Source organism: Streptomyces sp. NPDC050610 (assembly GCF_040654875.1).
In the GTDB taxonomy this organism is placed as follows: domain Bacteria; phylum Actinomycetota; class Actinomycetes; order Streptomycetales; family Streptomycetaceae; genus Streptomyces.
The window spans coordinates 245,547-267,904 of record NZ_JBFAIV010000003.1 but is presented as its reverse complement, the minus strand read 5'-3'; the positions used below and the strand labels follow the sequence as shown (position 1 = coordinate 267,904).

The 22,358-nt window shown below is 72.8% G+C and carries 20 protein-coding genes; 15 read left to right on the top strand and 5 right to left on the bottom strand.

The window, feature by feature from the left end:
* Positions 1-52: 52 nt before the first annotated feature.
* The 6 genes from AB0I22_RS05565 (at position 53) to AB0I22_RS05540 (ending at position 4,931) form a co-directional block, all read left to right on the top strand.
* Complete coding sequence (locus tag AB0I22_RS05565) at positions 53-307, top strand: acyl carrier protein (protein WP_363129338.1); 255 nt, start codon at positions 53-55, stop codon at positions 305-307.
* Positions 304-1,575, top strand: a complete 1,272-nt coding sequence (locus AB0I22_RS05560) for a beta-ketoacyl-[acyl-carrier-protein] synthase family protein (protein WP_363129337.1) — start codon at positions 304-306, stop codon at positions 1,573-1,575. The genes AB0I22_RS05565 and AB0I22_RS05560 overlap by 4 nt, the downstream gene beginning before the upstream one ends.
* An 89-nt stretch (positions 1,576-1,664) precedes the next feature.
* Positions 1,665-2,384 (top strand): ABC transporter ATP-binding protein, encoded by a 720-nt coding sequence (locus AB0I22_RS05555; RefSeq protein WP_363129336.1) that lies wholly within the window; start codon positions 1,665-1,667, stop codon positions 2,382-2,384.
* Complete coding sequence (locus tag AB0I22_RS05550; protein ID WP_363129335.1) at positions 2,384-3,121, top strand: ABC transporter permease; 738 nt, start codon at positions 2,384-2,386, stop codon at positions 3,119-3,121. The genes AB0I22_RS05555 and AB0I22_RS05550 overlap by 1 nt, the downstream gene beginning before the upstream one ends.
* A 311-nt stretch (positions 3,122-3,432) precedes the next feature.
* Positions 3,433-4,056, top strand: a complete 624-nt coding sequence (locus AB0I22_RS05545; protein ID WP_363129334.1) for a TetR family transcriptional regulator — start codon at positions 3,433-3,435, stop codon at positions 4,054-4,056.
* A gap of 158 nt (positions 4,057-4,214) precedes the next feature.
* Positions 4,215-4,931: a response regulator transcription factor gene (locus AB0I22_RS05540; RefSeq protein ID WP_363129333.1), complete on the top strand. Its 717-nt coding sequence runs from the start codon at positions 4,215-4,217 to the stop codon at positions 4,929-4,931.
* Positions 4,932-5,090: 159 nt separating this feature from the next.
* Here the strand turns inward: AB0I22_RS05540 and AB0I22_RS05535 are convergent, their stop codons facing one another.
* Positions 5,091-6,557: an AMP-binding protein gene (locus AB0I22_RS05535; RefSeq protein ID WP_363129332.1), complete on the bottom strand. Its 1,467-nt coding sequence runs from the start codon at positions 6,555-6,557 to the stop codon at positions 5,091-5,093.
* Complete coding sequence (locus AB0I22_RS05530; protein ID WP_363129331.1) at positions 6,557-7,693, bottom strand: acyl-CoA dehydrogenase family protein; 1,137 nt, start codon at positions 7,691-7,693, stop codon at positions 6,557-6,559. Before AB0I22_RS05530 ends, AB0I22_RS05535 begins: the two co-directional genes overlap by 1 nt.
* Positions 7,694-8,151: 458 nt before the next feature.
* Between AB0I22_RS05530 and AB0I22_RS05525 the strand changes: the two genes are divergently transcribed.
* From AB0I22_RS05525 to AB0I22_RS05495, 7 genes are all read left to right on the top strand, one after another.
* Complete coding sequence (locus AB0I22_RS05525) at positions 8,152-9,645, top strand: cation:proton antiporter (protein ID WP_363129330.1); 1,494 nt, start codon at positions 8,152-8,154, stop codon at positions 9,643-9,645.
* Between the two features lie 80 nt (positions 9,646-9,725).
* Positions 9,726-10,622, top strand: coding sequence for a 4'-phosphopantetheinyl transferase superfamily protein (locus AB0I22_RS05520; protein WP_363129329.1), 897 nt, complete (start codon positions 9,726-9,728; stop codon positions 10,620-10,622).
* 82 nt (positions 10,623-10,704) lie between these two features.
* Positions 10,705-10,995 carry an acyl carrier protein gene (locus AB0I22_RS05515; RefSeq protein ID WP_363129328.1) on the top strand — a complete coding sequence of 97 codons (291 nt, stop codon included), beginning with the start codon at positions 10,705-10,707 and terminating at the stop codon, positions 10,993-10,995.
* A gap of 338 nt (positions 10,996-11,333) precedes the next feature.
* The gene (locus tag AB0I22_RS05510; RefSeq protein WP_363129327.1) at positions 11,334-12,005 is read left to right on the top strand and encodes a helix-turn-helix domain-containing protein; all 672 of its coding nucleotides are present in this window, start codon (positions 11,334-11,336) and stop codon (positions 12,003-12,005) included.
* The gene (locus AB0I22_RS05505) at positions 11,989-12,612 is read left to right on the top strand and encodes a TetR family transcriptional regulator (protein ID WP_363129326.1); all 624 of its coding nucleotides are present in this window, start codon (positions 11,989-11,991) and stop codon (positions 12,610-12,612) included. The genes AB0I22_RS05510 and AB0I22_RS05505 overlap by 17 nt, the downstream gene beginning before the upstream one ends.
* Before the next feature lie 189 nt (positions 12,613-12,801).
* Positions 12,802-13,584 (top strand): alpha/beta fold hydrolase, encoded by a 783-nt coding sequence (locus AB0I22_RS05500; protein ID WP_363129325.1) that lies wholly within the window; start codon positions 12,802-12,804, stop codon positions 13,582-13,584.
* 105 nt (positions 13,585-13,689) lie between these two features.
* Positions 13,690-14,271 carry a hypothetical protein gene (locus AB0I22_RS05495; protein WP_363129324.1) on the top strand — a complete coding sequence of 194 codons (582 nt, stop codon included), beginning with the start codon at positions 13,690-13,692 and terminating at the stop codon, positions 14,269-14,271.
* Positions 14,272-14,320: 49 nt separating this feature from the next.
* On the opposite strand, the gene AB0I22_RS05490 is transcribed toward AB0I22_RS05495, so the two are convergent.
* Complete coding sequence (locus AB0I22_RS05490) at positions 14,321-14,905, bottom strand: HAD-IIIA family hydrolase (RefSeq protein WP_363129323.1); 585 nt, start codon at positions 14,903-14,905, stop codon at positions 14,321-14,323.
* A 381-nt stretch (positions 14,906-15,286) separates the two neighbouring features.
* Between AB0I22_RS05490 and AB0I22_RS05485 the strand changes: the two genes are divergently transcribed.
* Both AB0I22_RS05485 and AB0I22_RS05480 read left to right on the top strand, forming a co-directional pair.
* Positions 15,287-17,092, top strand: a complete 1,806-nt coding sequence (locus AB0I22_RS05485; protein WP_363129322.1) for a carbamoyltransferase C-terminal domain-containing protein — start codon at positions 15,287-15,289, stop codon at positions 17,090-17,092.
* 249 nt (positions 17,093-17,341) lie between these two features.
* Positions 17,342-20,152, top strand: coding sequence for a M4 family metallopeptidase (locus tag AB0I22_RS05480; RefSeq protein WP_363129321.1), 2,811 nt, complete (start codon positions 17,342-17,344; stop codon positions 20,150-20,152).
* Positions 20,153-20,212: 60 nt separating this feature from the next.
* Here AB0I22_RS05480 and AB0I22_RS05475 read toward each other — a convergent pair whose 3' ends face one another.
* Positions 20,213-21,394, bottom strand: a complete 1,182-nt coding sequence (locus AB0I22_RS05475) for an FAD-dependent monooxygenase (protein WP_363129320.1) — start codon at positions 21,392-21,394, stop codon at positions 20,213-20,215.
* Entirely contained in the window at positions 21,391-22,149 is a 759-nt protein-coding gene (locus AB0I22_RS05470; RefSeq protein ID WP_363129319.1) for a TetR/AcrR family transcriptional regulator, read from the bottom strand. The genes AB0I22_RS05475 and AB0I22_RS05470 overlap by 4 nt, the downstream gene beginning before the upstream one ends.
* Positions 22,150-22,358: the final 209 nt, after the last annotated feature.

Sequence of the window (22,358 nt, the reverse complement as noted above, 5' to 3'; positions counted from 1 at the left end):
ACAACGGAAATTGACGATTCATCACATCTGTCGACCGAGGAGGTCGCACACCATGGCACACACCGAGCAGGAGATCCTGGCCGGCGTCGCGGAGATGCTGCACGACATCTGCGGGATCGCGCCCGCGCGCAGCACCGCGGAGAAGTCCTTCGTCGACGACCTGGACGTCGACTCGCTGTCCATCTACGAGATCGGCATGACGACCCAGGACCGCTTCGGCGTCGAGGTGCCCGACGAGGCCATGCGCGGGCTGCGCACCGTGGGCGACCTGGTCGCCTACATCCAGGGAGCGGGAGTCACGGCATGACCGGCGGCCGCCCCGCCGCCGACGACCGCGAGGTGATCGTCACCGGGCTCGGGGCGGCCGGTCCGGTCGGCGGCGACGTCCCGGCGATGTGGCGGGGGCTCCTCGCGGGCGTCGGCGGCGTGCGGCGCGTCGAGGCGGCGTGGGCGGCCGGCCTGCCGGTGCGGATCGCCGCGCCCGCGGCCGTGGAACCGGCCGAGCGGCTGGCGGTCCACGAGACGCGCCGGCTGTCCCGGGTGCAGCAACTGGCCCTGCTGGCCGCCCGCGAGGCGTGGGCGGACGCGGGGGCGCCGGACCCGCCGCCCGAGCGGTTCGCGGTCGCGGTCTCCTCGGGCGGGGGAGGGGTGGGAGACCTGCTCGACCAGTACGACGTGCTGCGGGAGCGCGGCTGGCAGCGGGTCTCCCCGCTCACCCTGCCGATGTACATGGCGAACGGCCCCGCCGCCTGGATCGCCCTGGAGTTCGGGGCCGCCGCCGAGCTCCACGCGCCCGCCGCCGCCTGCGCGTCGGGCGCGGACGCGCTGGCCCGGGGGCGCGAGCTGATCCGGTCCGGGCAGGCGGACGTGGTGCTGGCGGGCGGCGCCGACGCGATGATCCACCCGGTGATGGTGGCGGGGTTCGCGGCCATGCGGGCGCTCTCCCGGCGCAACGACGACCCCGAGGGCGCCAGCCGGCCGTTCGACGCGGGGCGCGACGGCTTCGTCCTGGGCGAGGGCGCGGGCGTCATGGTGCTGGAGTCGGCCGAGTACGCGGCCCGGCGCGGCGCGCGCGGCTACGCGGAGCTGGCGGGCGCGGGCCGCTCCGCGGACGCATACCACATCGCCAACCCCGACCCGTCGGGCGCGGGCGCGGTACGGGCGATGCGCCGGGCGCTCGCCGACGCGCGCGTGGAACCCGGCGTGGTCGCCCATGTCAACGCGCACGCGACCGGCACGCCGTTGGGGGACGCGGCGGAGGCGGTGGCGCTGCGCGAGGTGCTGGGGCCGGACCTCGGCGGCGCGTCGGTGACCGCCACGAAGTCGCTGACGGGCCATCTGCTGGGCGCTGGGGGCGCGTTGGAGGCCGTGATCACGGCGCTGACGCTCCATCACAACACCGTGCCGCCGACCGTCAACCTCGACGAGCCCGACCCCGCCATCTCGGGGGACGTACTGCGCGCCGTGGTCACGGGCGGGCCGGGGACGCTCCCCGGGGGAGCACGGGCGGCGCTCAGCAATTCGTTCGCCTTCGGCGGCCAGAACGTCTCCCTGCTGCTGCGCCGCAGGCAGTGAGGGCGCGTGCGCGTGGACTTCCCACCCGGAACTTTTTCACCTACTGTTGAATTCAACGTTGGGTGAGTTTTCCTGCGAGGAGAGATCACATGAAGACCGCGATTGAGGTCCAGGACCTCGTGGTGACCCGCGGTGGGAAAGAGGTGCTGCACGGCCTCTGCGCACACATCCCGCACGGCGGGATCACCGGACTGCTCGGCCCGAGTGGCAGCGGAAAGACCACCCTGATGCGCGCGATCGTGGGCGTGCAGCGCGTGAAGTCGGGGCGGGTCACCGTGCTCGGCGAGGCGGCGGGCGCCCCGTCGCTGCGCCGCAAGGTCGGCTACTTCACCCAGTCGCCGAGCGTCTACACCGATATGACGGTCCGTGAGAACGTCCGCTACTTCGCCAGCTTCTACGGCCTCGGCCCGGCGGCGGCGGACGAGACCATCAAAGAAGTGGGGCTCCAGGAGCAGGCCGGACAGATCGTCCGCACCCTCTCCGGCGGCCAGCACAACCGGGCCTCGCTCGCCTGCGCCCTGGTCAGCCGCCCCGAACTGCTCATCCTGGACGAGCCCACGGTCGGCCTCGACCCCGTGCTCCGCGAGGAGCTGTGGGTCCACTTCCGCCAACTGGCTGCCGACGGCACCACGTTGGTCGTCTCCAGCCACGTCATGGACGAGGCCAACCGCTGCGACCGGCTGATCCTCATCCGGGAGGGGGCCGTCGTCGCCGACGACACCCCCGACGCCATCAAGAAGAAGGCCGGCACGGACGATCTGGACCGGGCGTTCCTCACCCTCGTCCAGGAGAAGGCGGAGGTGGCGTGATGTCGGTGCGACTGATGCTCAGCACCACGGCCCGGGTCCTGGGGCAGCTCCGGCACGACCGGCGCTCCGTCGGCCTGCTGATCGGCGCTCCGCTGCTGCTGCTCACGCTGATCTACTTCATGTTCGAGAAGAACGGCGCGACCCTCGACCGGGTCCTGCTGGTCATGCTCGGCGTCTTCCCCTTCCTGCTGATGTTCCTGGTCACCAGCATCGCCATGCTGCGGGAGCGCACCTCGGGCACGCTGGAGCGGCTCTTCACCACCCCGCTGGGCAAGCTGGACCTGCTCTTCGCCTACGGGCTCGCCTTCGGACTGGCCGCCACCGTGCAGGCCACCGTGGCGACCACGGTCGCGTACTGGCTGCTCGACCTCGACACGGCGGGCAACGGCGCGCTCGTGGTGCTGATCGCCGTGGGCAACGCCCTGCTCGGCGTCGGCCTGGGCCTGCTGTGCAGCGCCTTCGCCCGTACCGAGTTCCAGGCGGTGCAGTTCCTGCCGATCGTGGTGCTGCCGCAGATCCTGCTGTCCGGCCTCTTCGTGCCGCGCGCCGAGATGGCGGGCTGGCTGGAGGGGGTCAGTGCGGCCATGCCGCTGGCCCACGGGGTAGAGGCGCTGCAACAGGTGGGAGCGCATATCGACGCCACGGGAGCGCTGTGGCGCGGGTACGGCGTGGTGATGGGGTGCGTGGTCCTGGCCCTGGTACTGGCCGCGGGCACGCTGCGGCGGCGTACCGCGTAGGCGCTGCGAGCGGTGCCGCTCCGCCGCCAGGCAGGGGCGGGCGGCGCCGCTCCCGCGAGCCGGTGGGGGCGGGCGGCGCCGCTTCCGTCGGCCGCCTGCCGCTTCGCGGGCCGGTAAGGATGTCTCTCGGGAGCGGCGAAAGTGTGGCTCGGGGGCCGGTAAGGGCGTGTCGTTTCGCGGGGCCCGTAAAGACGCGGAGCGTTGGGAACGGCTCAGAAGTATTCGGAAGGATTCAGCAAGCTTCGGAAAACTTCGGAAGGCGTCGGAAAGCTTCGGAAAGTTTCAGAGAGTTTCGGAAAGCGAGGGTGCTCGTGCGGGGACGCAGCGGCCGACGGCCCGGCAAGCCGGACACGCGCGGCGCGATACTGGCCGCCGCCCGCGAGATCTTCGCCGAGCGAGGCTACGACGGCTCGTCCATCCGGCACATCGCGGCGAGCGCCGGCGTCGATCCGGCCCTCGTGCACCACTACTTCGGCAACAAGGAAGACCTCTTCATGGAGGTCGTCAAGGCGCCCATCGAGCCGGCGGCCGTGATGGACGAAATCTTCGCCGAGGGCATCGAGGCCGCCCCCGAAAACGTGGTGCGGGCCTTCCTCGGCGTGTGCGAGGGGCCCGTGAGCGGCCCCGCCTTCCTCGGGCTGCTGCGGGGCGCGGTCGCGCACCAATGGCAGGCGCTGCTGCTGCGGGAGTTCTTCACCACCCAGATCGCGCGCCGCGTAGTGCGCCGCCTGGGGACGGCCGTCGATCCGGCTGAGCTGCCACTGCGGGCCTCGCTGGTTTCGAGCCAGCTGTTCGGCCTCGCGATGGCCCGGTACGTGCTGCGCATCCAGCCGCTGGCGGACGCCTCGCGGGAGGTCGTGGTGGCGGCGGTCGCCCCCAATATCCGCCGGCACATGATCGGCGCGCTGGACGCCGACGACCGCGAGGCGGTCTGAGACCCGCTGCCCGGAGCGCTCTCCGGTATTGATCGTTCCCGGCGGAATACCCGGCTCAATATTACGAGTCAGTATAATTGCCGGACCATGCGATGCGGTAACTCATCCTGTGACGAAAGGTTCCCTTCCGCCCTTCGCCATGTTACCTTGACTAAGCGATGAGGCGCAGTACGGGGGTGCTTTACTGCATGCGCATATTAGTCGTCAGCGATAGAACCGTTATCAGGGCCGGTTACCGCATGCTCTTCGAAGGCAAGCCGGATCTTGAGGTTTCCGGGGACGCCGGAGATATGTCGCAGATTGAAAAGAGTGTGGACAGTCTGCGACCCGATGTGGTCGTCATAGATTCCGAAACGAATTCGCTGGACGCGGCAGAGGTGATCCGGTTCCTCGGGGCGTCCGTCCCGAGCGCCCCGGCCCTGGTGCTCGTGGGCGAGTTCGATGACCAGGTGCAGCGCCTGCTGCGGGCCGGGGCCCGCGGGCTGCTGCTCAACCGCTCGTCCCCGGCCGAGATCGTGGCCGCGGTCCGGCTGGTCGCGGCGGGGTATTCGCTGCTCTTCCCCTGCCGCGGCCGGCGGCTCGTGGACTGGTCGGCCCCGGCCGAGGGCGAGGAGAAGGACTCCGGCCGCGAGGGGCTGGGGCGGCTGACGCGCCGTGAGGTGGATGTGCTCCGCCTCATCGCGCGCGGCTGTAGCAACGCGGAGATCGCCGACGTGCTCTTCGTCAGCGAGAGCACCGTCAAGTCGCATGTCCAGCGGATGCTCGACAAGCTGGATCTGCGCAACCGGGTGCACGCGGTAATCTACGCATACGAGATCGGCATGGTGCGTACGGCCGGACTCGCCGCCGGGCTTCCGGTGGCGCCGGTGGGCTGAAGCGGAGAGCCGAACCGGCGAGGCGGACCGGCGGGATGAACCGGCGGGATGAACCGGCGAGGTGGACCAGTGGGATGGAAACGGGAGCCCGAATTATTTCGGCGGGCTCCCGTGCACACCCCGGAATTTCCTGGATTCACCGGGAAAACGGCCGGAAAATCATTGGCCCGGGGCGATGTCCCGGGCCATTCGCACGCGGTCCTTCTTTCCGTTTCCGGTGCGGGGCAGCTCATCGACCACATGCAGCGCGTCCACGATCATGTAAGAGGGCAGCCGCCGAGCCGAGAACTCCTTGATTCCGAGCAGCGACACCCGCGCGTCCGGTCCCCGCTTGGTGACCACCGCGTGGAGCGCCGCCTCCAGGCCGGACCCGACGACGACCACCGCCGCGTCCGCCACCCCCGGATGCGCGCCGAGCACGCTCTCCACCTCGCCCAGCTCCACCCGCTGGCCGCGCACCTTCACCAGGTGGTCGCGGCGACCGGCGAACTCCAGGTTCCCGCCGTCGCCGACCCGCACGATGTCGCCGGTCCGGTACGGGCCGGTGTGCGGCTCGCGGCCCCAGTAACCGAGCATCACCGTCGGCCCGGAGACCAGGAGTTCGTACTCGCCGTCCCGGTCCTGCGGCACCAGCGTCACCGAGTCGCCCGAGCAGACCGTCCCGATCGGCAGGGCCGCCGAACGCTCCGCCACGTCCACCCCCACCTCGTACGAGGTGCAGACGTTGGTCTCCGTGGGCCCGTACCAGTTGAACATCCGCACCCCGGGCCACCGGGCACGCAGCTCCTGGACCTGAGGCAGCGGGAACGGCTCGCCGGCGAAGACGCAGACCCGCAGCGCGGGCGGCGGCGCCTCGTCGAAGAGCCCGCCCTTCGCCATCATCAGCGAGAGCGCGGAGGGCACCGAGTACCAGACCGTCAGCTCGTTACGGCGCACGAACCGCACCAACTGCTCTGGCGCGTAAGCAAGTTCACTGGATATCAGATGGACCGACGCCCCGGCGTGGAACGCGGCATAGAGGTCGAAGACCGAGAGGTCGAAGTTGAACGGGGCGTGGTTGGCGAGCCGGTCCGAGGGCCCCAGCTCCAGCAGATCGGCGGCCCACGTCACGAACGCGAGGGCGTTGCGGTGGCTGAGGCACACGCCCTTGGGCTCGCCGGTCGACCCCGAGGTGTAGAGGATGTAGGCCAGATCGTCGGGGGAGCCGCCGGCCGGCGGCAGCGCCGCGCCGTTCGCGGACTCCAGCAGCTCCTCGAAGGTCACCAGCGCCCCCGCCTCCCACGGCGCGTCCCCGGCCCGCGCGGCGCCGGCCGCGTCCGTGACGGTCAGCGCCGCGCCGCAGCCGCGGCCGATACGGGCCGCGCGGGAGGGCGGATTGGAGTCGGCCACCGGCACGTACACCGCGCCGAGCCGCAGGCACCCCTGTGTCAGCGCCACGGCTCGCGTGCTCTTCCCCGCCCACAGCACCACCCGGTCGCCGGGCCGCACGCCCCGCGCGGCCAGCGCGGCGCCGCAGCGGTCGGCGAGCGCGTCCAGTTCGCCGTAGGTCAGACGCCCGTCGGGGCCGTGCACCGCGAGGGCTCCCGGATCGCGCCGGGCCGCGTCGCTGACGAGCTGATGCAGCATCACAGTCCCAACTCCTTCGCCGCAAGCTCCTTTTGGATGTCCGATGTGCCGGAGAAGAGCAGGCCCGGCACGGCGTCGCGCAGCTCGGCCTCCACGCCGCACTCCGCGAGGTAACCTCGGCCGCCGAAGATCCGTACCGCGTCCAGGGCGTTGGCGACCGCGCCCTCGGACGCCGCGAGCTTGGACAGCGCCACGGCCAGCCGGGCGGGCCGCCCCTGGTCCATCTCCCAGCACGCGCGGTAGAGCAGCAGCCGCGCGCTCTCCAGCCGCATCGCCATGTCGACGATCCGGTGCGACACCGCCTGGAAGCCGGTCAGCCGGCGGCCGAACTGGGTGCGTGAACGAGCGTGTTCGGAGGACCGCCGGACCAGCCGGGCCATCATCCCGACGTACCCGGCGAAGAGGCAGGCCCGCTCCCAGCCCATCGAATGCTGGAAGACCGTCGCCCCCATGCCGGGCGCGCCCAGCACGTGAGCGGCGGGTACGAAGCAGTCGGCGAAGGTCACCGTGGACGCGGGGGTGGAGCGCAGGCCCATCTTGTCGAACGGCTCGCCCGCCCGTACGCCCGGCGCGTCCGCGGCGACCGCGAAGGCCGTCTGGCCGAGATGGCCGGCCTCCGGGTCGGTCGTCGCGTAGGCGACGAGGACATCGGCGGCGGGTCCGTTGCTGACGAAGCTCTTGCGGCCGTTGAGCACATAGCCGCCGTCCACCGGCACGGCCGTCATCCGGAGCCTGGAGACGTCGGAGCCCGCGTCGTCCTCGGTCATGGCGTTGCCCGCGATCACCTCGCCGGAGCACATGCCGGGCAGCCAGCGGGACTTGAGGCCGTCAGAGCCGAACCGTTCGAGGGGCACGGCGCAGGCGAACAGATGCGCGCTCGCCGCGAAGACCAGCCCCGTGTCGTCGCAGCCCTCGCCCAGCGCCTCGTACAGCCGCGCGGTGTCCAGCGCGCCCAGCCCCGACCCGCCGTACGCGCCCGGCAGGCAGGCGCCGAGCAGCCCCATGCGCCCCAGCGCCGCCCAGTCCGCACGGGCGAACGGCTCCCGCGGCGCCCGGCCGGCGGGGAAGGCCGCTCGGACGGCCTCCAGCGTCCGCCGATGCCGCTCTTCCTGATCAGCACTCCAGCCGAAATCCATGAGACTCCCCGTTGCGTGGTCATGTGATGTCATGTGATGGGGCATCACGATGTGGGGCGCGTGATCCCGGGGCCGACGGCGGGGCGCCCGGGCGGCCGGACCGACGGTGCGGCCGGATGTGATCCCGGCGCCGGACCGGCCGTCCGCGGAGCGAGCGCTCCACCCCACCCGCGCAAGGCTCCGTGTGACGCCCCGCCCGCCAACACCGTGCCACGCCCGCCGGGCCGACCGCGGCCGGGCGGACGGTATTTCATCCCTTCTGCTGGCCCTCCTCCTCCCGGTCCCCCCAACGGTGCTGAACGCCGGACGACGGGTATCCCCACCATGGCCGATGGCGGCGGCGCCGACGGATCGGCAGAATTTCCCACCTCGTGCGTGGACCGGAGGCGCCGCGAAGGCGCACCGAGACGGCTGGAGGACGGATGGCGGCGGAAGGACTTCCGACAGAGGCGATCGCCATGGCCGACGTGGCCATCGTGCTGCTCGCGGGCCGGCTCTTCGTCCGGCTGAGCAGACGCGTCCGCCAGCCGCCGGTGGTGGCCGAGATCGCCATCGGCATCATGCTCGGGCCCAGCCTCCTCGGGCTGCTGCCCGGCGACCTGCCCGGCCGGATCTTCCCCGCCGACGCCCGCCCGATGCTCTCGGCGGTGGCACAGGTCGGGCTGCTCCTGTTCATGTTCCTGGCCGGCTGGGAGATGGACCTCGGCCGGCTGCGCGGCCGGGGCCGGTCCGTCGGCGCCATGGCCGGACTCTCCATGGCCGTGCCGTTCGTGCTCGGCGCCGGGGCGGCGGCCCTGCTCGCCGGGCGGTACGCCGGCGCCGGACGGAGCACGACCGCTTTCGTCCTCTTCCTGAGCACGGCCTTCGCCATCACCGCCTTCCCGGTACTGGCCCGCATCATCACGGACAGCGGACTCACCGGAACCCGCGTGGGCTCCATGGCCATGGCCTGCGCGGCGGTGGGCGACGTACTGGCCTGGTGCGTCCTCGTACTCGTGGTCGCGGTCTCCGAAGCGGACGGGCCGGGGCACTTCTTCACCGTCGTCGGGCTCACGGCGGCGTACGCGCTGGCGATGGTCCTCGCCGTACGGCCGCTGCTGCGGCGGCTGCTCGCCCGGTCGCCGCGCACCGCCTCCGGGGCGAACCTGCTCGTCCTGATCGTCTCCGGCGTCTTCCTGTCCGCCTGGGCGACCTCCTGGATCGGCATCCACGCCATTTTCGGCGCGTTCGCCTTCGGGCTGATCATGCCGCGCGAGGCCCGGGAGCAGCTGCACCGGCGGGTGGCGACGCCGCTGACCGGGATCGTGACGCTGCTGCTGCCGGTCTTCTTCATCGTCACCGGGCTCTCCGTGGACGTGGGGCTGCTGGGCCTCGGCGGCCTGGCGTACCTCGGGCTGATCCTGCTCGTGGCCGTGGTCGGCAAGTACGCGGGCACCGTGCTGCCCGCCCGCCTGTCGGGGATGACATGGCGGGACGCCGGGGCGTTCGGCACGCTGATGAACACCCGCGGCCTCACCGAGATCGTGATCCTCTCGATCGGCCGCGAACTGGGCGTCATCGACCGGGAGATGTTCACCATGATGGTGCTCATGGCCCTGGTCACCACGGCCATGGCCGGGCCGCTGCTGCACTGGCTGGGGGTCACCCGGCCCCCGGCCCCGACCCCTGCCCCGGTCCTGGCCTCGGTTCCGGGCGGCCGGGCCTCGGCTGAGGACGGGCCCTCGGCTCCGGCCTCGCGAGCGGAGGCGCGTGGAGCGTACAGAGAGGTGTACGGAGAGCTGCACGACGAGGCGTACGGGGAGGCGTCCGGCCGGACGCGGAGCGAGGCCCGGGACGGTACGGGGGAGGGCCCGGCGGGGGAGGAGCCGCGGGACGGCGGCGGTCGCGGTCACGGCGGGACGCCGCCGGAGGCCGACGGCGGGCTCCCCGCCCCGGCGAAGGCCCGGCCGTGACCCGGTCGCAGCGGACGGCGGCAGAGGCCCCGCCGCCGCACAGCCGACCACCGCACGGCCGACTGCCGCAGGCGGAGGCGATGTTACGGACGCACTCGCGCGCCCTGCGGGGGCTCCGCCTGTGGCACGGAACCGCCGCCCGGACCGAGCCCTCGGCGGAGGACTGGGCGGAGGACTGGGCGGTCCTCTCGCCGGAGGAACAGCAGCGCGCCCACCGCTTCATGCGGTCCGCCGAGACCGGCCACTACGTCCACGCCCACGCCCGCGTCCGGCGGATCATGGCGGGGCTGCTGGACTGCCCGCCCGGCGCGATCCGGTTCGGCCGCGAGCCCTGTCCGGGGTGCGGCGACGCCGGACACGGCCGCCCCCGCGTCGCCGCGCCGGCCACCGCGCTCCGCTTCAACCACTCGCGCAGCGAGGCCGCTTGGCTGCTCGCGGTCGCCCCCGAGGGGCAGCGGGTGGGAGCCGACGTCGAACGGATCCGGCCACTCGGCGCGTTCGCGGGGCTCATCGACAGTTGCCTCGCCCCGGACGAGCGGGACTACGTCACCGGCGCCGCCGACCCGGTGCGCCGCCGACTCCGCTTCTACCGCTGCTGGGTGCGGAAAGAGGCCGTACTGAAGGCGGTCGGCACCGGCCTCGCGGGGGGCCTCGCGCGGCTCGACGTACGGCCGGCCGAGACCGGCGCGGCGGTGGTCCGGGTCGACGGGCCCGGGGCCGGGCGCTTTCTCGTCCAGGACATCCCGCTGGGGCGCGGGCTGGCCGCGGCCGTCGCCGGGGAAGTCACCGGCGACCGCGCCGAGGAAGTCACCGACGACCGCGCTGAAGAACTCGCCGCCGACTGCGCCGACAGCCGCGCCTGCGACCGTGCCGACAGCCGTGTCGGCGAGCGCGCCGCCTTATTCGGCGACTCATCCGAAAGGACGGTTCCCGAATTCATCAACGGAGCCGATGAGATGGCCGGGCGCGCTGGCTAAGGTGAGGAGCGCGGGCTTCGCGGTCCGCGTGTCAATCAGCCCTTCACGTTCCTTACGGATCGGATTCCCGGAGGTCATACGCATGCCGGAGAGCACCATCCCATACGGGTACGACGAGGTCATCGCCGAGCTGACGGGGTATGTGGAGGCGCGCTTCCTCCCCGAGGGGGAAACCGGACTCCAGCCCGGCTCCCCGCTTCTGGAGTGGGGGATTCTCACTTCACTCACCACCGCGGAGCTGATCTCTTTCATTCTCGACCGATATGGGATCTCCATTCCGCCGGAGCGGATAGTCGGCGCGCACTTCAAGAATCTCGACGCGATTTCCCGGCTGGTGGTCTCCCTCCAGGGCGACCCCGCGGGCCGCTCCTGAGCCGGGCGGCTGGCTCCTGGCCCGGACGGCTTCCGATCCGGACGGCTTCCGGCCCGGGTCGCTCCCGGCCCGGGCGGCGGCGTCCGGGCCGGGGACGGGCACGGCGGCCGGGCCGGGCGCGCGCCGGCCGCCCGTTCGCGTGAGAGAGCGTGGGAGAGCGTGAACGAACGGGCGAGCGAGAACGTAGAAGAGAGAAACGGCCGGGGACCCGAGAGCTTTGGCCAAGACTCATCGGCCCCGTCACCGCATCCTCGTCCTGAGGGTGTCCCGGACTCGAAGGATCACCTACTGTATTAACTCACTGACAGATGAATTACATCTCCCGGGGGTGGGCGCCAATGACCGGTCGGCCGACCAGAGACCGCATCCTGGACGCCGCGCGCGAAGAACTGGCGGCCCACGGCTACAACGGCACCTCGACCCGCAACGTGGCCAAACGCGCGCAGGTCGACATCCGGCTGCTGCACCACTACTTCGGCTCGCGCAGCCGCCTGCTGCACACGGCCCTCCAGCCTGGCCACCGCTCCGCCCGTGCGCAGGAGGAACCGGAGCCCGACGCAGCCCCCGCACCCGACATCGGCTCGGACGCGGCCTGGCTCACCGAGCGGCTGACCGACCTGTGGGGGACCGACCCCCTCGCCCGGCGCGCCCTGGTCGCCTCCGCCATGACCGACGGCCCGACCGGGTACCGGCTGGCCGCCTTCGTCACCACCCTGCTGCGCGACCTCGAACCCCCCGCCGGCGCGGACCGCGCACGGGGGTACGACGACCCGCCGGACGACGGGGCCCTGGGCCCCGGCCGCCCCGGCTACGACGAGCTGAGCCGTGCCGTCGCCGCCGCCCAACTGCTCGGCCTGGCGGTGCTGTGCGAGTCCGGGGCGCTGGAGCGGCTGGCCGTGGCGAGCGGCGAGGCGGACTGCCGGCTCCAGGAGTTCAGCCTGGAGTCCCAGCTCGCCGCCGTGCTCGCCGCCGTCTCCGCCGAAGGAGGGCTCGATGCCGTACGGGGTTGAGGCCGCCAAGCGGCCCGGGCGACCGGGCCCCCACGCCACCGCCAGCAGCAGGCTCATCCTGCGGGCCGCCCGCGAGGAGCTCGCGGAGCACGGCTACGGCGGCAGCACCGTACGCGGTGTCGCCGACCGGGCGGGCGTCAACACCAGCCTGGTCCACTACTACTTCGGCTCCCGCGAAGGGGTGCTCACCGCCGCCCTGCGCGAGGCCGCCCGGCTGCTGACCGCCGGCTGGGACGGCGCCGGCGCGGCCCCCGACGCCCGGCCTCGCGGCGGGGCCGAACTGCTCCGTCGCGAACTGCCGTTGTGGGAGTCGCCGGAGTGGCGCAGCGCGGTGCTCGCCCTGATCCGCAGCTCCGTGACGCATGAGGAGACGGGCCGCTATCTGGCCGACGTCGTGCGCCGCGTGTCCCCCGACGCCGGCGGACCCTGCCCGCACACCGTGATGATCGGCGCCCAGTTGATCGGCCTGATGGTCGTACGCCACATCACGCCCGTGGAACCGCTGGCCTCCGCGGACCTGGACGGCCTGATCGCCCTCATCGCCCCCGTGGCCGAGCGCCTCCTCGCCGGACACGGCGAATACGCGGCGGACCCGCCGGGCTCCTGAGCACCACCGTGCACGGCGAGCGCCCGGCCGACCCGCCGGGCCCTCACCGGCACCGCGCTCTTGACCCGCGCCGCGTGCCGGAAGCGTCGGAAGCACCGGGGGAGCGCCGAAGACGCCGGACGAGGCGGAAGAACGGGCCGACGACACCGGACGAGGCGGAAGAACGGGAAGAGAACGGGAAGAGGGGCCATGACCGACCGTGGAACAGCCGGGCTCGATACGGCGGGCGGCCCCGTCGCGGACGTACGGGGCCGGTCCGCCCGACCTCAGCTCTTCTGCCTGCCGCACGCCGGCGGCAGCGCCGCCGGCTTCGGCCCGTGGAAGCGCCGCGCCGCCGGCCACGTCCGCGTACACCCCGTCGAACTGCCCGGCCGCGGCGCCCGCTGGGGCGAACCGCCGCCCGCCCGCCTCGCCGCCCTCGTCGCCGACCTCGCCGCGCGCGTCAGGGCCGAGGCCGACGGCCCGTATCTGCTCTACGGCCACAGCTTCGGCGCGCTCCTCGCCTACGAACTGGCCCACGCCCTGCGCCCCGCCCTCGGCGAACCGGCGGCCCTGCTGGTCTCCGGGCGCAACGGACCCGGCGTCCCACACCCGGCGCTCCCGCTGCACGCGCTGCCCAGGGACCGGCTGATCGAGCGGCTGCTCGCGCTCGACGGGGTACCGCTCGCCCTCGTCGGCAAACCTGACCTGATCGACCCCTTTCTGCCCGTGCTGCGCGCTGACGCCAGGCTCGCCGAGCTCTACCGGCGGGGCCGCCACCCGGTGCTGGGCTGCCCGGTCCGGGTGTTCGCAGGGGACCACGACCCGCTGGTCGATCCGGCCGGGCTGCGCAGGTGGGCGGAGGAGACCACGGCTGGCTGCGAGGTCGAAACCGCCCCGGCGGGCCACATGCTGACGGACCGTCCGGAGTTCCTGGCCTGGCTGGACCGGACCCTGAGCGGCCTCACAGCGGGCGCCGCCGACCGCGGCTGAGAAACATCCCAGGCCCTCCACGCCCCGTGCTCCATGCTCCGCGCTCCATGCTCCGTGCCCCGCCTCGGCCGGATGCCTGTCAGTGGCGCGGGGGAGAATCGGCGCATGACGATGAGCGGAGCGAGACCCGGGGTGCTGCTGGCGGCGATGGCGGCGATGGCGGCCGTGCTCGTGACGGGGTGCGGAACGGAGCGGTCCGGGGAGAGCGCGGGCGCGGCCGCGCCCTCGCGGACCGTGGCGACGCCGAGCAGGCCGGCGAACTTCCCCTGCCCCGGCGAGAGCCGCACGCCCTCGCCGACGAGGACCGCCGGCGCCTCCTCGGACCACGACGGTCCGCCCGCCGACCACGACGCCGAGAACCACGGATTCCGGGTCCCCTTCGAGCTCTACGGTCAGCATCGCTGCGACGGGCTCGCGGCCGTCAAGCGCGTCAAGGGCGCGCTCGAACCGTTGCGCGAGCGCGGCGATTTCGCCCCGGAGAACGTCAAGGCCGCGCTCACCGGCCTCGGCTACCCGGCCGGCAAGGTCAGCTCGTACGAGTACGGCCCCGGGAGCGCGGGCTTCCTCATCGAGGCCGACGAGTCGTTGTGCGTGGAAGGCCGGGTGAGCGGCGACTCCACCGAGGCGAACGCCTTCGGCGGGTACCCCGACCACTCCGGCTGCGAAATACCCAGCGGCGGCCACTGAACGCGGCGCGCCCCGGCACGCCCGTACGTTCGCGGCGACCGCTCGGTGCTCAGCCGCGTGGCAGGGCGTACGGGCCCGCCGAGCCGGCCAGGAGCGCGGCCGCGGCGCGGAGGTCGGCGACGCTGCCCAGGCAGCCGGGCGGCGGCCGGCGGGGCAGCGTGCCGCGGCCCGAGCGCACGTGCAGCGACCGGCAGCCCGCCGCCGAGGCGGCCCGGAGGTCCGATTCGTGGTCGCCGACGAGCACCGTCTCGTGCGGGGCGGAGCCCGTGATCCCGAGCGCGCGCAGCACCATGCCGGGCCGCGGCTTGCGGCACGCGCAGGCCGCCTCCGGGACATGGGGGCAGTACACGACGTGCGGGGGAGCGGCGCCGTCGGCGGTGAGGTCGGCGGCCATGCGGGCGTGGACGGCGTCGAGGTCGTCGACGGTCATGAGGCCGCGGCCGACGGCGCTCTGATTGGTGATCACCACCAGCGGCAGCCCGGCCGCGGCCAGGGCCCCGTACCCGGCACGGGCGCCGGGCAGCCACTCCCAGTCCTCCAGCGAGCGGACGTACCCCGGCCGGTTGACGTTGAGCACGCCGTCGCGGTCCAGCAGTACGGCCCGCAGGACCGGTGCGTCCGTGGGCGGCGGCACTAGCCCGGGCTCCGGACCGGCCGAACCGGGAAACGCGCGCCGCGGGCGCCCGTACGAAAGGGGCGGCGGTCCGTCCGTAATCCTCTGCGGATGCTGTGGATGCGGAAACAAGGCAAAGAACGCTTCCCGTGGCGATTCGCATTGCGCTGGCCGAGCGGAATTTCCGTGCTTGACGCGGGTAGTCGAACGGCTATGATCCGACGGTCGATTGCCATGGCCGCAATGGTGTGATCTTGAATTGCAGTGATCTTGGCGGACGGTCAAAGTAACAGTGGGCGATGTACCTGTCAATGACAGTCGAACGGCCCGGAAAGATCGGTATCCGGATGCGGTGACAATCGGCCAACCGCTGCGCGGCGCAATGCGAGGGAGCGGGGAGCGATGTACATACTCGGCGTCAATACCGGACCCCATGACTCTTCGGCGTGCCTGCTGAAGGACGGGGAACTGATCGTGATGGTGGAGCAGGAGCGGCTGAGCAGAAGAAAGCGGGCATTCGACGAGGCCCCGCGAAAAGCCGTCGCCGCCTGCCTGCGGGCCGCGGACATCTCCCTGGCGGATGTCGCGGAGATTGCTGTGGGCTGGGACGTCCCCCTGCTCAGCGAGGTGGAGGGGGCGCCCTTCGACGCCGCACGGTTCCATGAGTGGCTGCTGCCGGACGGCGGCGAGGGACGGCCGCCCACCCGGTTCGTACCGCACCACATGGCGCACGCCGCGAGCGCGCTGTGGACGAGCGGATTCGAGGACGCCGCGATTCTCGTGCTCGACGGCCGCGGCGAGTGCCGGTCCACCACCCTGGCGCGGGGCTCCGCCGGAAAGATCGAGGTCATCCGCGACTGGGACACCAGCCTCTCGCTCGGCAACTTCTATTCCATAGCCGCCCAATGGGCCGGATTCACCATGTGGGACGCCGGGAAACTGATGGGACTCGCCGCCTACGGACGCCCGAACCAGGCGGTGCCGCTGACGGCCGCGGACGACGACTACACCTTCCCCGGCGCGCCCGCCCCGCGCCGCCGCCCGGCCCAGCACTACCTCCAGCTGCATGACTTCCTGTTCGAGAACTTCGGAAAGAACAACTACCCCTACGCGGAAGGCGACCGGAACGAGCCGATGGCCCACGCGTCCTTCGCCGCCTCGGTGCAGGCGGCGCTGGAGGACGTCCTGCTGGAGCTGGCCCGCTTCGCCCGCCGCCGCACCGGGGCCGACCAACTGGTGCTGGCCGGCGGCGTGGCGCTGAACTGCGCGGCGAACGGACGGCTGGTGCGCTCCGGGATCTTCTCCGACATCTACGTGCCGCCCGTGCCGCACGACGCGGGGGTCGGCCTCGGCGCGGCCCTCCTCGCGGACCGGGAGCTGAGCGGCCGCGGCGACACCGGCCCGGCCCACCGCATGCGCCACGCCTACTGGGAGCCCGGCATCACAGCGGAGGACATCGCCTCCTCGATCCGCGACGCCGGCCTGTCGGCCATGCACCTGTCCACCGAGGACGTGATCGGCCGGACAGCGGCCCACCTCGCGGCCGGCCGGCTGGTGGCGTGGTGCGCGGGGCGCGGCGAGGTGGGGCAGCGGGCGCTCGGCGCGCGCAGCATCCTCTGCGACCCGCGCCACCGGAGCGCGGTGGCGCGCCTCAACTCCGTGAAGGGCAGGGAGATCTGGCGTCCTCTCGCCCCGAGCGTGCTGGAGGAGTACTGGAGCGCGGTGTTCGAGACCGCGCCCTCCGCCCTCTGCGAATTCATGCTCGCCGCCGTCCCGGTCCGCGGCGCCGCCCGGCGCATGCTCGCCGCGGCGGTGCACGTGGACGGCACGGCCCGCCCGCACATCGTCCGCCGCTCGGTGAACGAACGGTTCTGGTCCCTGATCGACGCGTTCCGCAGGCTGACGGGCGTGCCCGCCGTGATCAACACCTCCTTCAACCTGGCCGATGAGCCCGTGGTGTTCAGCCCTGACGACGCCATCGCCACGTTCCTGCGCAGCGACATCGAGGTACTCGTGCTGGGGGACTGCCTCCTGGAGAAGCCCTCCGTCGCCGAGCCCGTACGGGACCACGACGCGCGTCGAACGGCGCGGGGAGCCCACGGCGTACGGGCCGTACGAGCCGTGCGGGGTGCGCTGGGCGAGGGGACGCCGTTCCTGCCGTGGGAGGCGGCACCGCGCCCCGACGGAGAGGCGGACGTCCGGTGGTAGCTGTGGCGGGCCGGCCGTGGCCGTGTGCGGACGGCGGCCGGAAAGCGCCGCCCAACTCCTCTTGAGAATTGCCGAGTTGGGATGGTCGCCGCTTGCATTGCTCTCCCTGTAGCCGGTGCTGTTGTCAGGCATGTGATGGAGGGGGACACCTTGCGCGAACCTGGAACGCGTTTCGGTCGACTGGGCGGACCGAGCAGACGCGGCAGACGGAATAGACGCGGCAGACGGAGTGGGACGGGCGCGTCCGGAGTGCGGAGCGCCACGGCCGGTGCGGTGGCGCTGATCAGCGCCACCGCACTCGTCGTCTCGGCCGCCCCCGTTGACGCCGCCCCCGCCGACGCCGCGCCGGGCGGCGGGCCGGTGCGCGGCCCGGCCCCGGCCGGTCCCGGTGAGCTGATACCCGGCAAGCACACCGACGCCCCCGCGCTGGTCGACAGCCTCCGCGAACCCGCAACGGGCACGGGAAGCGCCGTGGACGCGGCGCGCGGCCATCTCGCCGCCCACAAGAACCGCTACCGCATCGCCGATCCGGGGCGCGACCTGCGGCCCGTACGGACGGTGGACGCCGGCGGCGGGGAGACCGTACGGCTCCAGCAGAGGTTCCGGGGCGTGGAGGTCCTGGGCGGCCAGTACGTGGTCCGGATGGAGCGCGAGGGCGGCGAGCGCGTCGTCACCGGCGTCTCCGGGGCGTACTTCACCGGCCTGAAGACCGGCACCGCCCCCGAGGTCGACGCGGCCCTGGCGGTCGAACGGGCCGTGGACGCCACGACGGACCAGCTCAGGGGTGCCGGAGCGGGCGGCGGGGCCGGGGCCGGGGGTGAGGCGCGGCCACTGACCGGAACCGCGCGCGGGCTGGTCGTCCTGCCCACGGGCACGGGCCTGCTCACCTGGCATGTGACCGTACGCGGCGAACGGCCCGGCACGGGCGAACCGGTGCTGCGGGAGGTCTACGTCGACGCGCGGGCCGGGTATCCGGTGCTCCAGTACAGCGGTATCAAGACGTTCGCGGCGCCGGCCGCTCCCGCTCCCTCCGTCTCTTCCGCCGCTCCCAAGGCGGCTGTCCAAGGCCCGGAACAGGGGCCCTCGGTGGTGGGTTCCGGCGTCAAGTACGACGGGAAGGCCGTCGAGTTGCAGCTGACGCGGGACGAGGCGCGCCAGAAGTATGTGATGCGCGATCAGTCCCGTATGCGGGACGGCGGAAAGAACCCGATCTCCACCTGGGACGCGCGCGGCAAGGACGTCGGCGACGTCTCCGGTACCTGGCCGCCGGACATCGAGGAGTTCGGTTCGCCGACCCCGGCCTTCGGCGGCGATGCCACCGAGGCGGGCGCGGTCGACGCGCACTGGGCGGCCGGCAAGGTCTACGACTACTACAAGCAGGCGCACGGCCGCGACAGCCTCGACGGACGTAGCGGCGTCATCAACTCCCTCGTCGGCGTCACCGATTTCGGACGCCCGTACAACAACGCCTTCTGGGACGGAACCAAGATGGTGTACGGCGGCGGCGACGCCGAGTACCGCGCGTTCTCCGCGGGCCTGGACGTCGTCGGGCACGAGATGACGCACGGCGTCGTCGAGAACAGCGCGAACCTCGTCTACGCGGGCCAGTCCGGTGCCATGAACGAGGCGATCGCCGACTACTTCGGCAACGCCGTCAAGACCGACGCCTACGGCATCCCCATGGACAGCCCCGACGCCGGACTGCTCGGCGAGTCGCTGTGCCGGACCAAGCCGCCGCGCGAGTGCGCGGCCCGCGACCTCAACGATGGTCGGACCGCCGCCAAGTCCTTCCTCGGCGTCTCCCTCACCACCGACAACGGCGGCGTCCATCTCAACTCCACCATCTTCTCGGGGGCGTTGTGGGACATGCGCGAGGACATCGGCCGCACCCTCGCCGACCGCGTCGTCTATCGGGCGCTCACCGCGTACCTGACCCCGCTGGACGGATTCACCGAAGGCCGCGCCGCGGTGCTCGCCGCCGCCCGAGAGCTCAAGGCGTCCGCGAAGGAGCTCAAGGCCGTCGAGCGGGCCTTCAACGCCCATGGCATCGTGCCCGGTTGGGAACTCGCCACGGGCGTCGACTCCGACCGGCTGCTGGGTGATGTCAACACGGAAGGCGTTCGGGTGGGCGCGGGAGGCGGCTGGTGGGCCACCTCCAAGTCCGACGAGAACGGCAGCGAGCCGTACTCCGTGTGGGCCGGCCGCGCCGACGGCGGCGGCGCGCCGCGGCGGATCAGCCCCAACGACGGCCGGTACCACGTGCACCCCGCCACCGACGGGAAGACCGTGGTGTGGCTGGCGTACAACCGCAGGACCGTCGACCTCCTCGCGCGGCCGATCGCGGGCGGGCCCGTCAAGAAGCTGTGGTCGGGCCGGCGGGTCGGGCCCGAGCTCCAGATCGAGGGCGACGTGGTCGTCGTGGAGTCGCGGCCCCGGGGGGCCCGGTCGATCGTGGAGTATCTGCGGCTCAGCGACCCGACCCCGGTGGACGTGACCGGTGACCGGAGCGTGAACTCCGCCTACCCCTCGATCAGCGACGGCCGCATCGCGTACGCCACGAGTCAACGTTCCGAGGGCAACTGGACGTACGGGACCGAGGTGCTGGACCTCAAAACGGGCGTACGGACCCGGATGGGACAGCTCGGGACGCCCACGGGCATCGGGCAGACCGCGATCAACGGCAGTCATGTGTTCTGGCTGGCCCATGAGGACGCGGAGAGCCGGTCGGCGGCCGTGCGCCGCGCCGACCTGGACGGCTCGGGCGTCGTGGACCTCAGCCCCGCCGAGGGGCCGGGCGCGCTCCAGGCCCTCGACCTCATCGCCTCCCCGGACGCGGTGACCGTCGCCACCTGGACGCCCGCCCCCGAATACCGCAACGAGGCGCTGCCCAAGCTGTGGCAGCTCTCGGCGGACGGGAAGCGGAAGAGCCGGGTGTCCTGCAACCGCGGCGAGCAGATGTGGGCCGGCGTGCCGGGCGGCCGGCAGGTGGTGTGGACCGACTCCACCACCGGCCACAGCGATGTGGTGACGCGCGTCCGTCCGGCGGGTGACTGCGGATGAGCACCGACTCCGCTGTCCAGTAGGGGAGTTGGCCACCTCACCCGGCTGCCTGACGCGCTGTCAGACGGCCGGGCCGGCGGCCTCTTCCGCGTACTGGTTCATCAGGTCCACGAGCCCCTTCGGCGCGTCCGCGCGGAAGCAGATGCCGAGGTTGTCCGCGGACTCGGCCGCCGAAGCCTCGCTCCGGGGGAAGAGGGCCTGTTCGTACGCGGTCAGCGCGGTCTCGACGTCGCCGGGGTGCGCCACGATGGCGGCGGCCAGCTCGGCGCCGTCGAGCATCGCGAGATTCGCGCCCTCGCCCGCGAACGGGGACATCAGGTGGGCCGCGTCGCCGAGCAGCGTCAGACCGGGCGTCCGCGCCCAGCTGTGCCCGACCGGCAGGGCGTGGATCGGGCGGGGGACGAGCGGGCCGTCGCTGTCGGCGACCAGCGCCCGCAGCCGCTCGTCCCAGCCGGCGAAGGGCTCCAGCACACGGGCCTTCGCCGCCTCGGCACCGGCGTCGGCACCCGTATCGGCGCCCGTATCGGCGAGGAGCTGGGCGGCCCAGCCCTCGGGGACCTTCAGCGCGCAGTACGTGTGCAGCGCGCCGTCGGCCTCGCGGTGGGTGAGGAAGCCCTTCTCCTCGCTCAGCGCGAACAGCATGCCGCCGCCGGCGAGGGCCGCGCTCCGCGGGTGCCGGGCGTCGGCGTTCGCCATGTGCGCTTCGACGAAGGAGAGGCCGGAGTAGACGGGTGCGGCGTCCGAGACCAGCGGGCGCACCTTCGACCAGGCGCCGTCGGCGCCGATCAGCAGGTCGGTGGTGAACACGGCCCCGTCGGCGAGCGTCACCTCGTGGCGCGCGTCGCCGAGGGAGCGGGCGGCGGTGACCTTGGAGCCCCAGCGGACCGTGTCGTCGGGCAGGGTGTCGAGCAGCAGGTCGCGCAGTGCGCCGCGGTGCACCTCGGGCCGGTTGGAGTCGTCGCCGGTGTCCTCCCAGTGGAGGGCCGCGTCCTTGTCGACGATGCGGGCGGCCTCGCCGCCGGGGAGGACGAGCGCCCGGAACTCGTCGTAGAGCCCGGCCGCGCGCAGTGCGGCCTGGCCGGACTCCTCGTGCATGTCCAGCATGCCGCCCTGGTGGCGGGCGGTCGGCGAGGCGTCGAGTTCGAGCACGGTCACCGCGATCCCGTTCAGGTGCAGTACGCGGGCGAGGGTGAGGCCGCCGAGGCCGCCGCCGACCACGGTGATGGGCTGGTGCGTCGTCATTTCCGGTGTCCTTCCGTGGGGGCCGGCGCGGGCCGGCGGTCCTCCGCCGGTGCGGCGTCGGGCCGCGGGGTGTGCAGTGTTCCGTTGATCAGCAGGTGGAAGCCCCAGGCCAGGCGGTCCGGGCCGGTCCCGGAGAGCAGCTCCGTGCCCAGGGCGGCCAGCCGCGGGTGCGTCTGCTCGGAGACGTCCCGCAGCGCCGCGGCGACCGCGTCCCACTCGCCCTTCCGGGCGGTGGCCCCGTTTCCGGCCCCGTTTCCGGCCGCGTGCTCGGCGGCCGTCGCGGTGCCGTGCTGGAGCAGCAGATCGACCGCCCACGCCGCCTGCCCGGCCGGGACGCCGCCCTCGTCCAGCAGCGAGAGCAGCGCCTCCAGCAGGTCGAGGTAGTGCTGCCCGGACGGCCGGGCCACCAGCGCCGACTGGGCGAGGCCGGGGTTCTCGAACAGCACTTCCGTGTACGAGGTGAGGACCCGCACCAGCCGCTCGCGCCAGTCGCCCGGCGTCCTGGCGGGGCTCAGGTCGACCGCGCCGAGCAGCTCGTCGAGGATGGCCGCGTGCAGTTCGGCGGTGTTGCGGACGTACACGTAGAGCGAGGCGGGGCCGGTGTCGAGCTCCTGCGCCAGGCGGCGCATGGTGACGCGGCCGAGTCCTTCGGCGCGCATCAGCCCGACGGCTGTGGAGACTATGCCGTCCCTGCTGAGGGCGGGTTTCGCGGGCCGTTCCCGGCGGCTCCGGGGGGAGCCGGTGTTCGCTGTCATGACCGCAATGGTAACGAACATGTTCGTTACGAACGAGTTCGTCGCGAGGGAGGGGGAGCTACGGGAGCCGCGGGAGCCGTTTTCCGGGGTCGCTGAGGGCCGTACGGGGGTGTGGCCCGTAGGTGCGCCGGACCGTCTTCGTACGCTGGTTCGCATGCGCATGGACGCCGGAGTACCCGCCGACCCCGCGCGACCCATGCCCGTCCCGC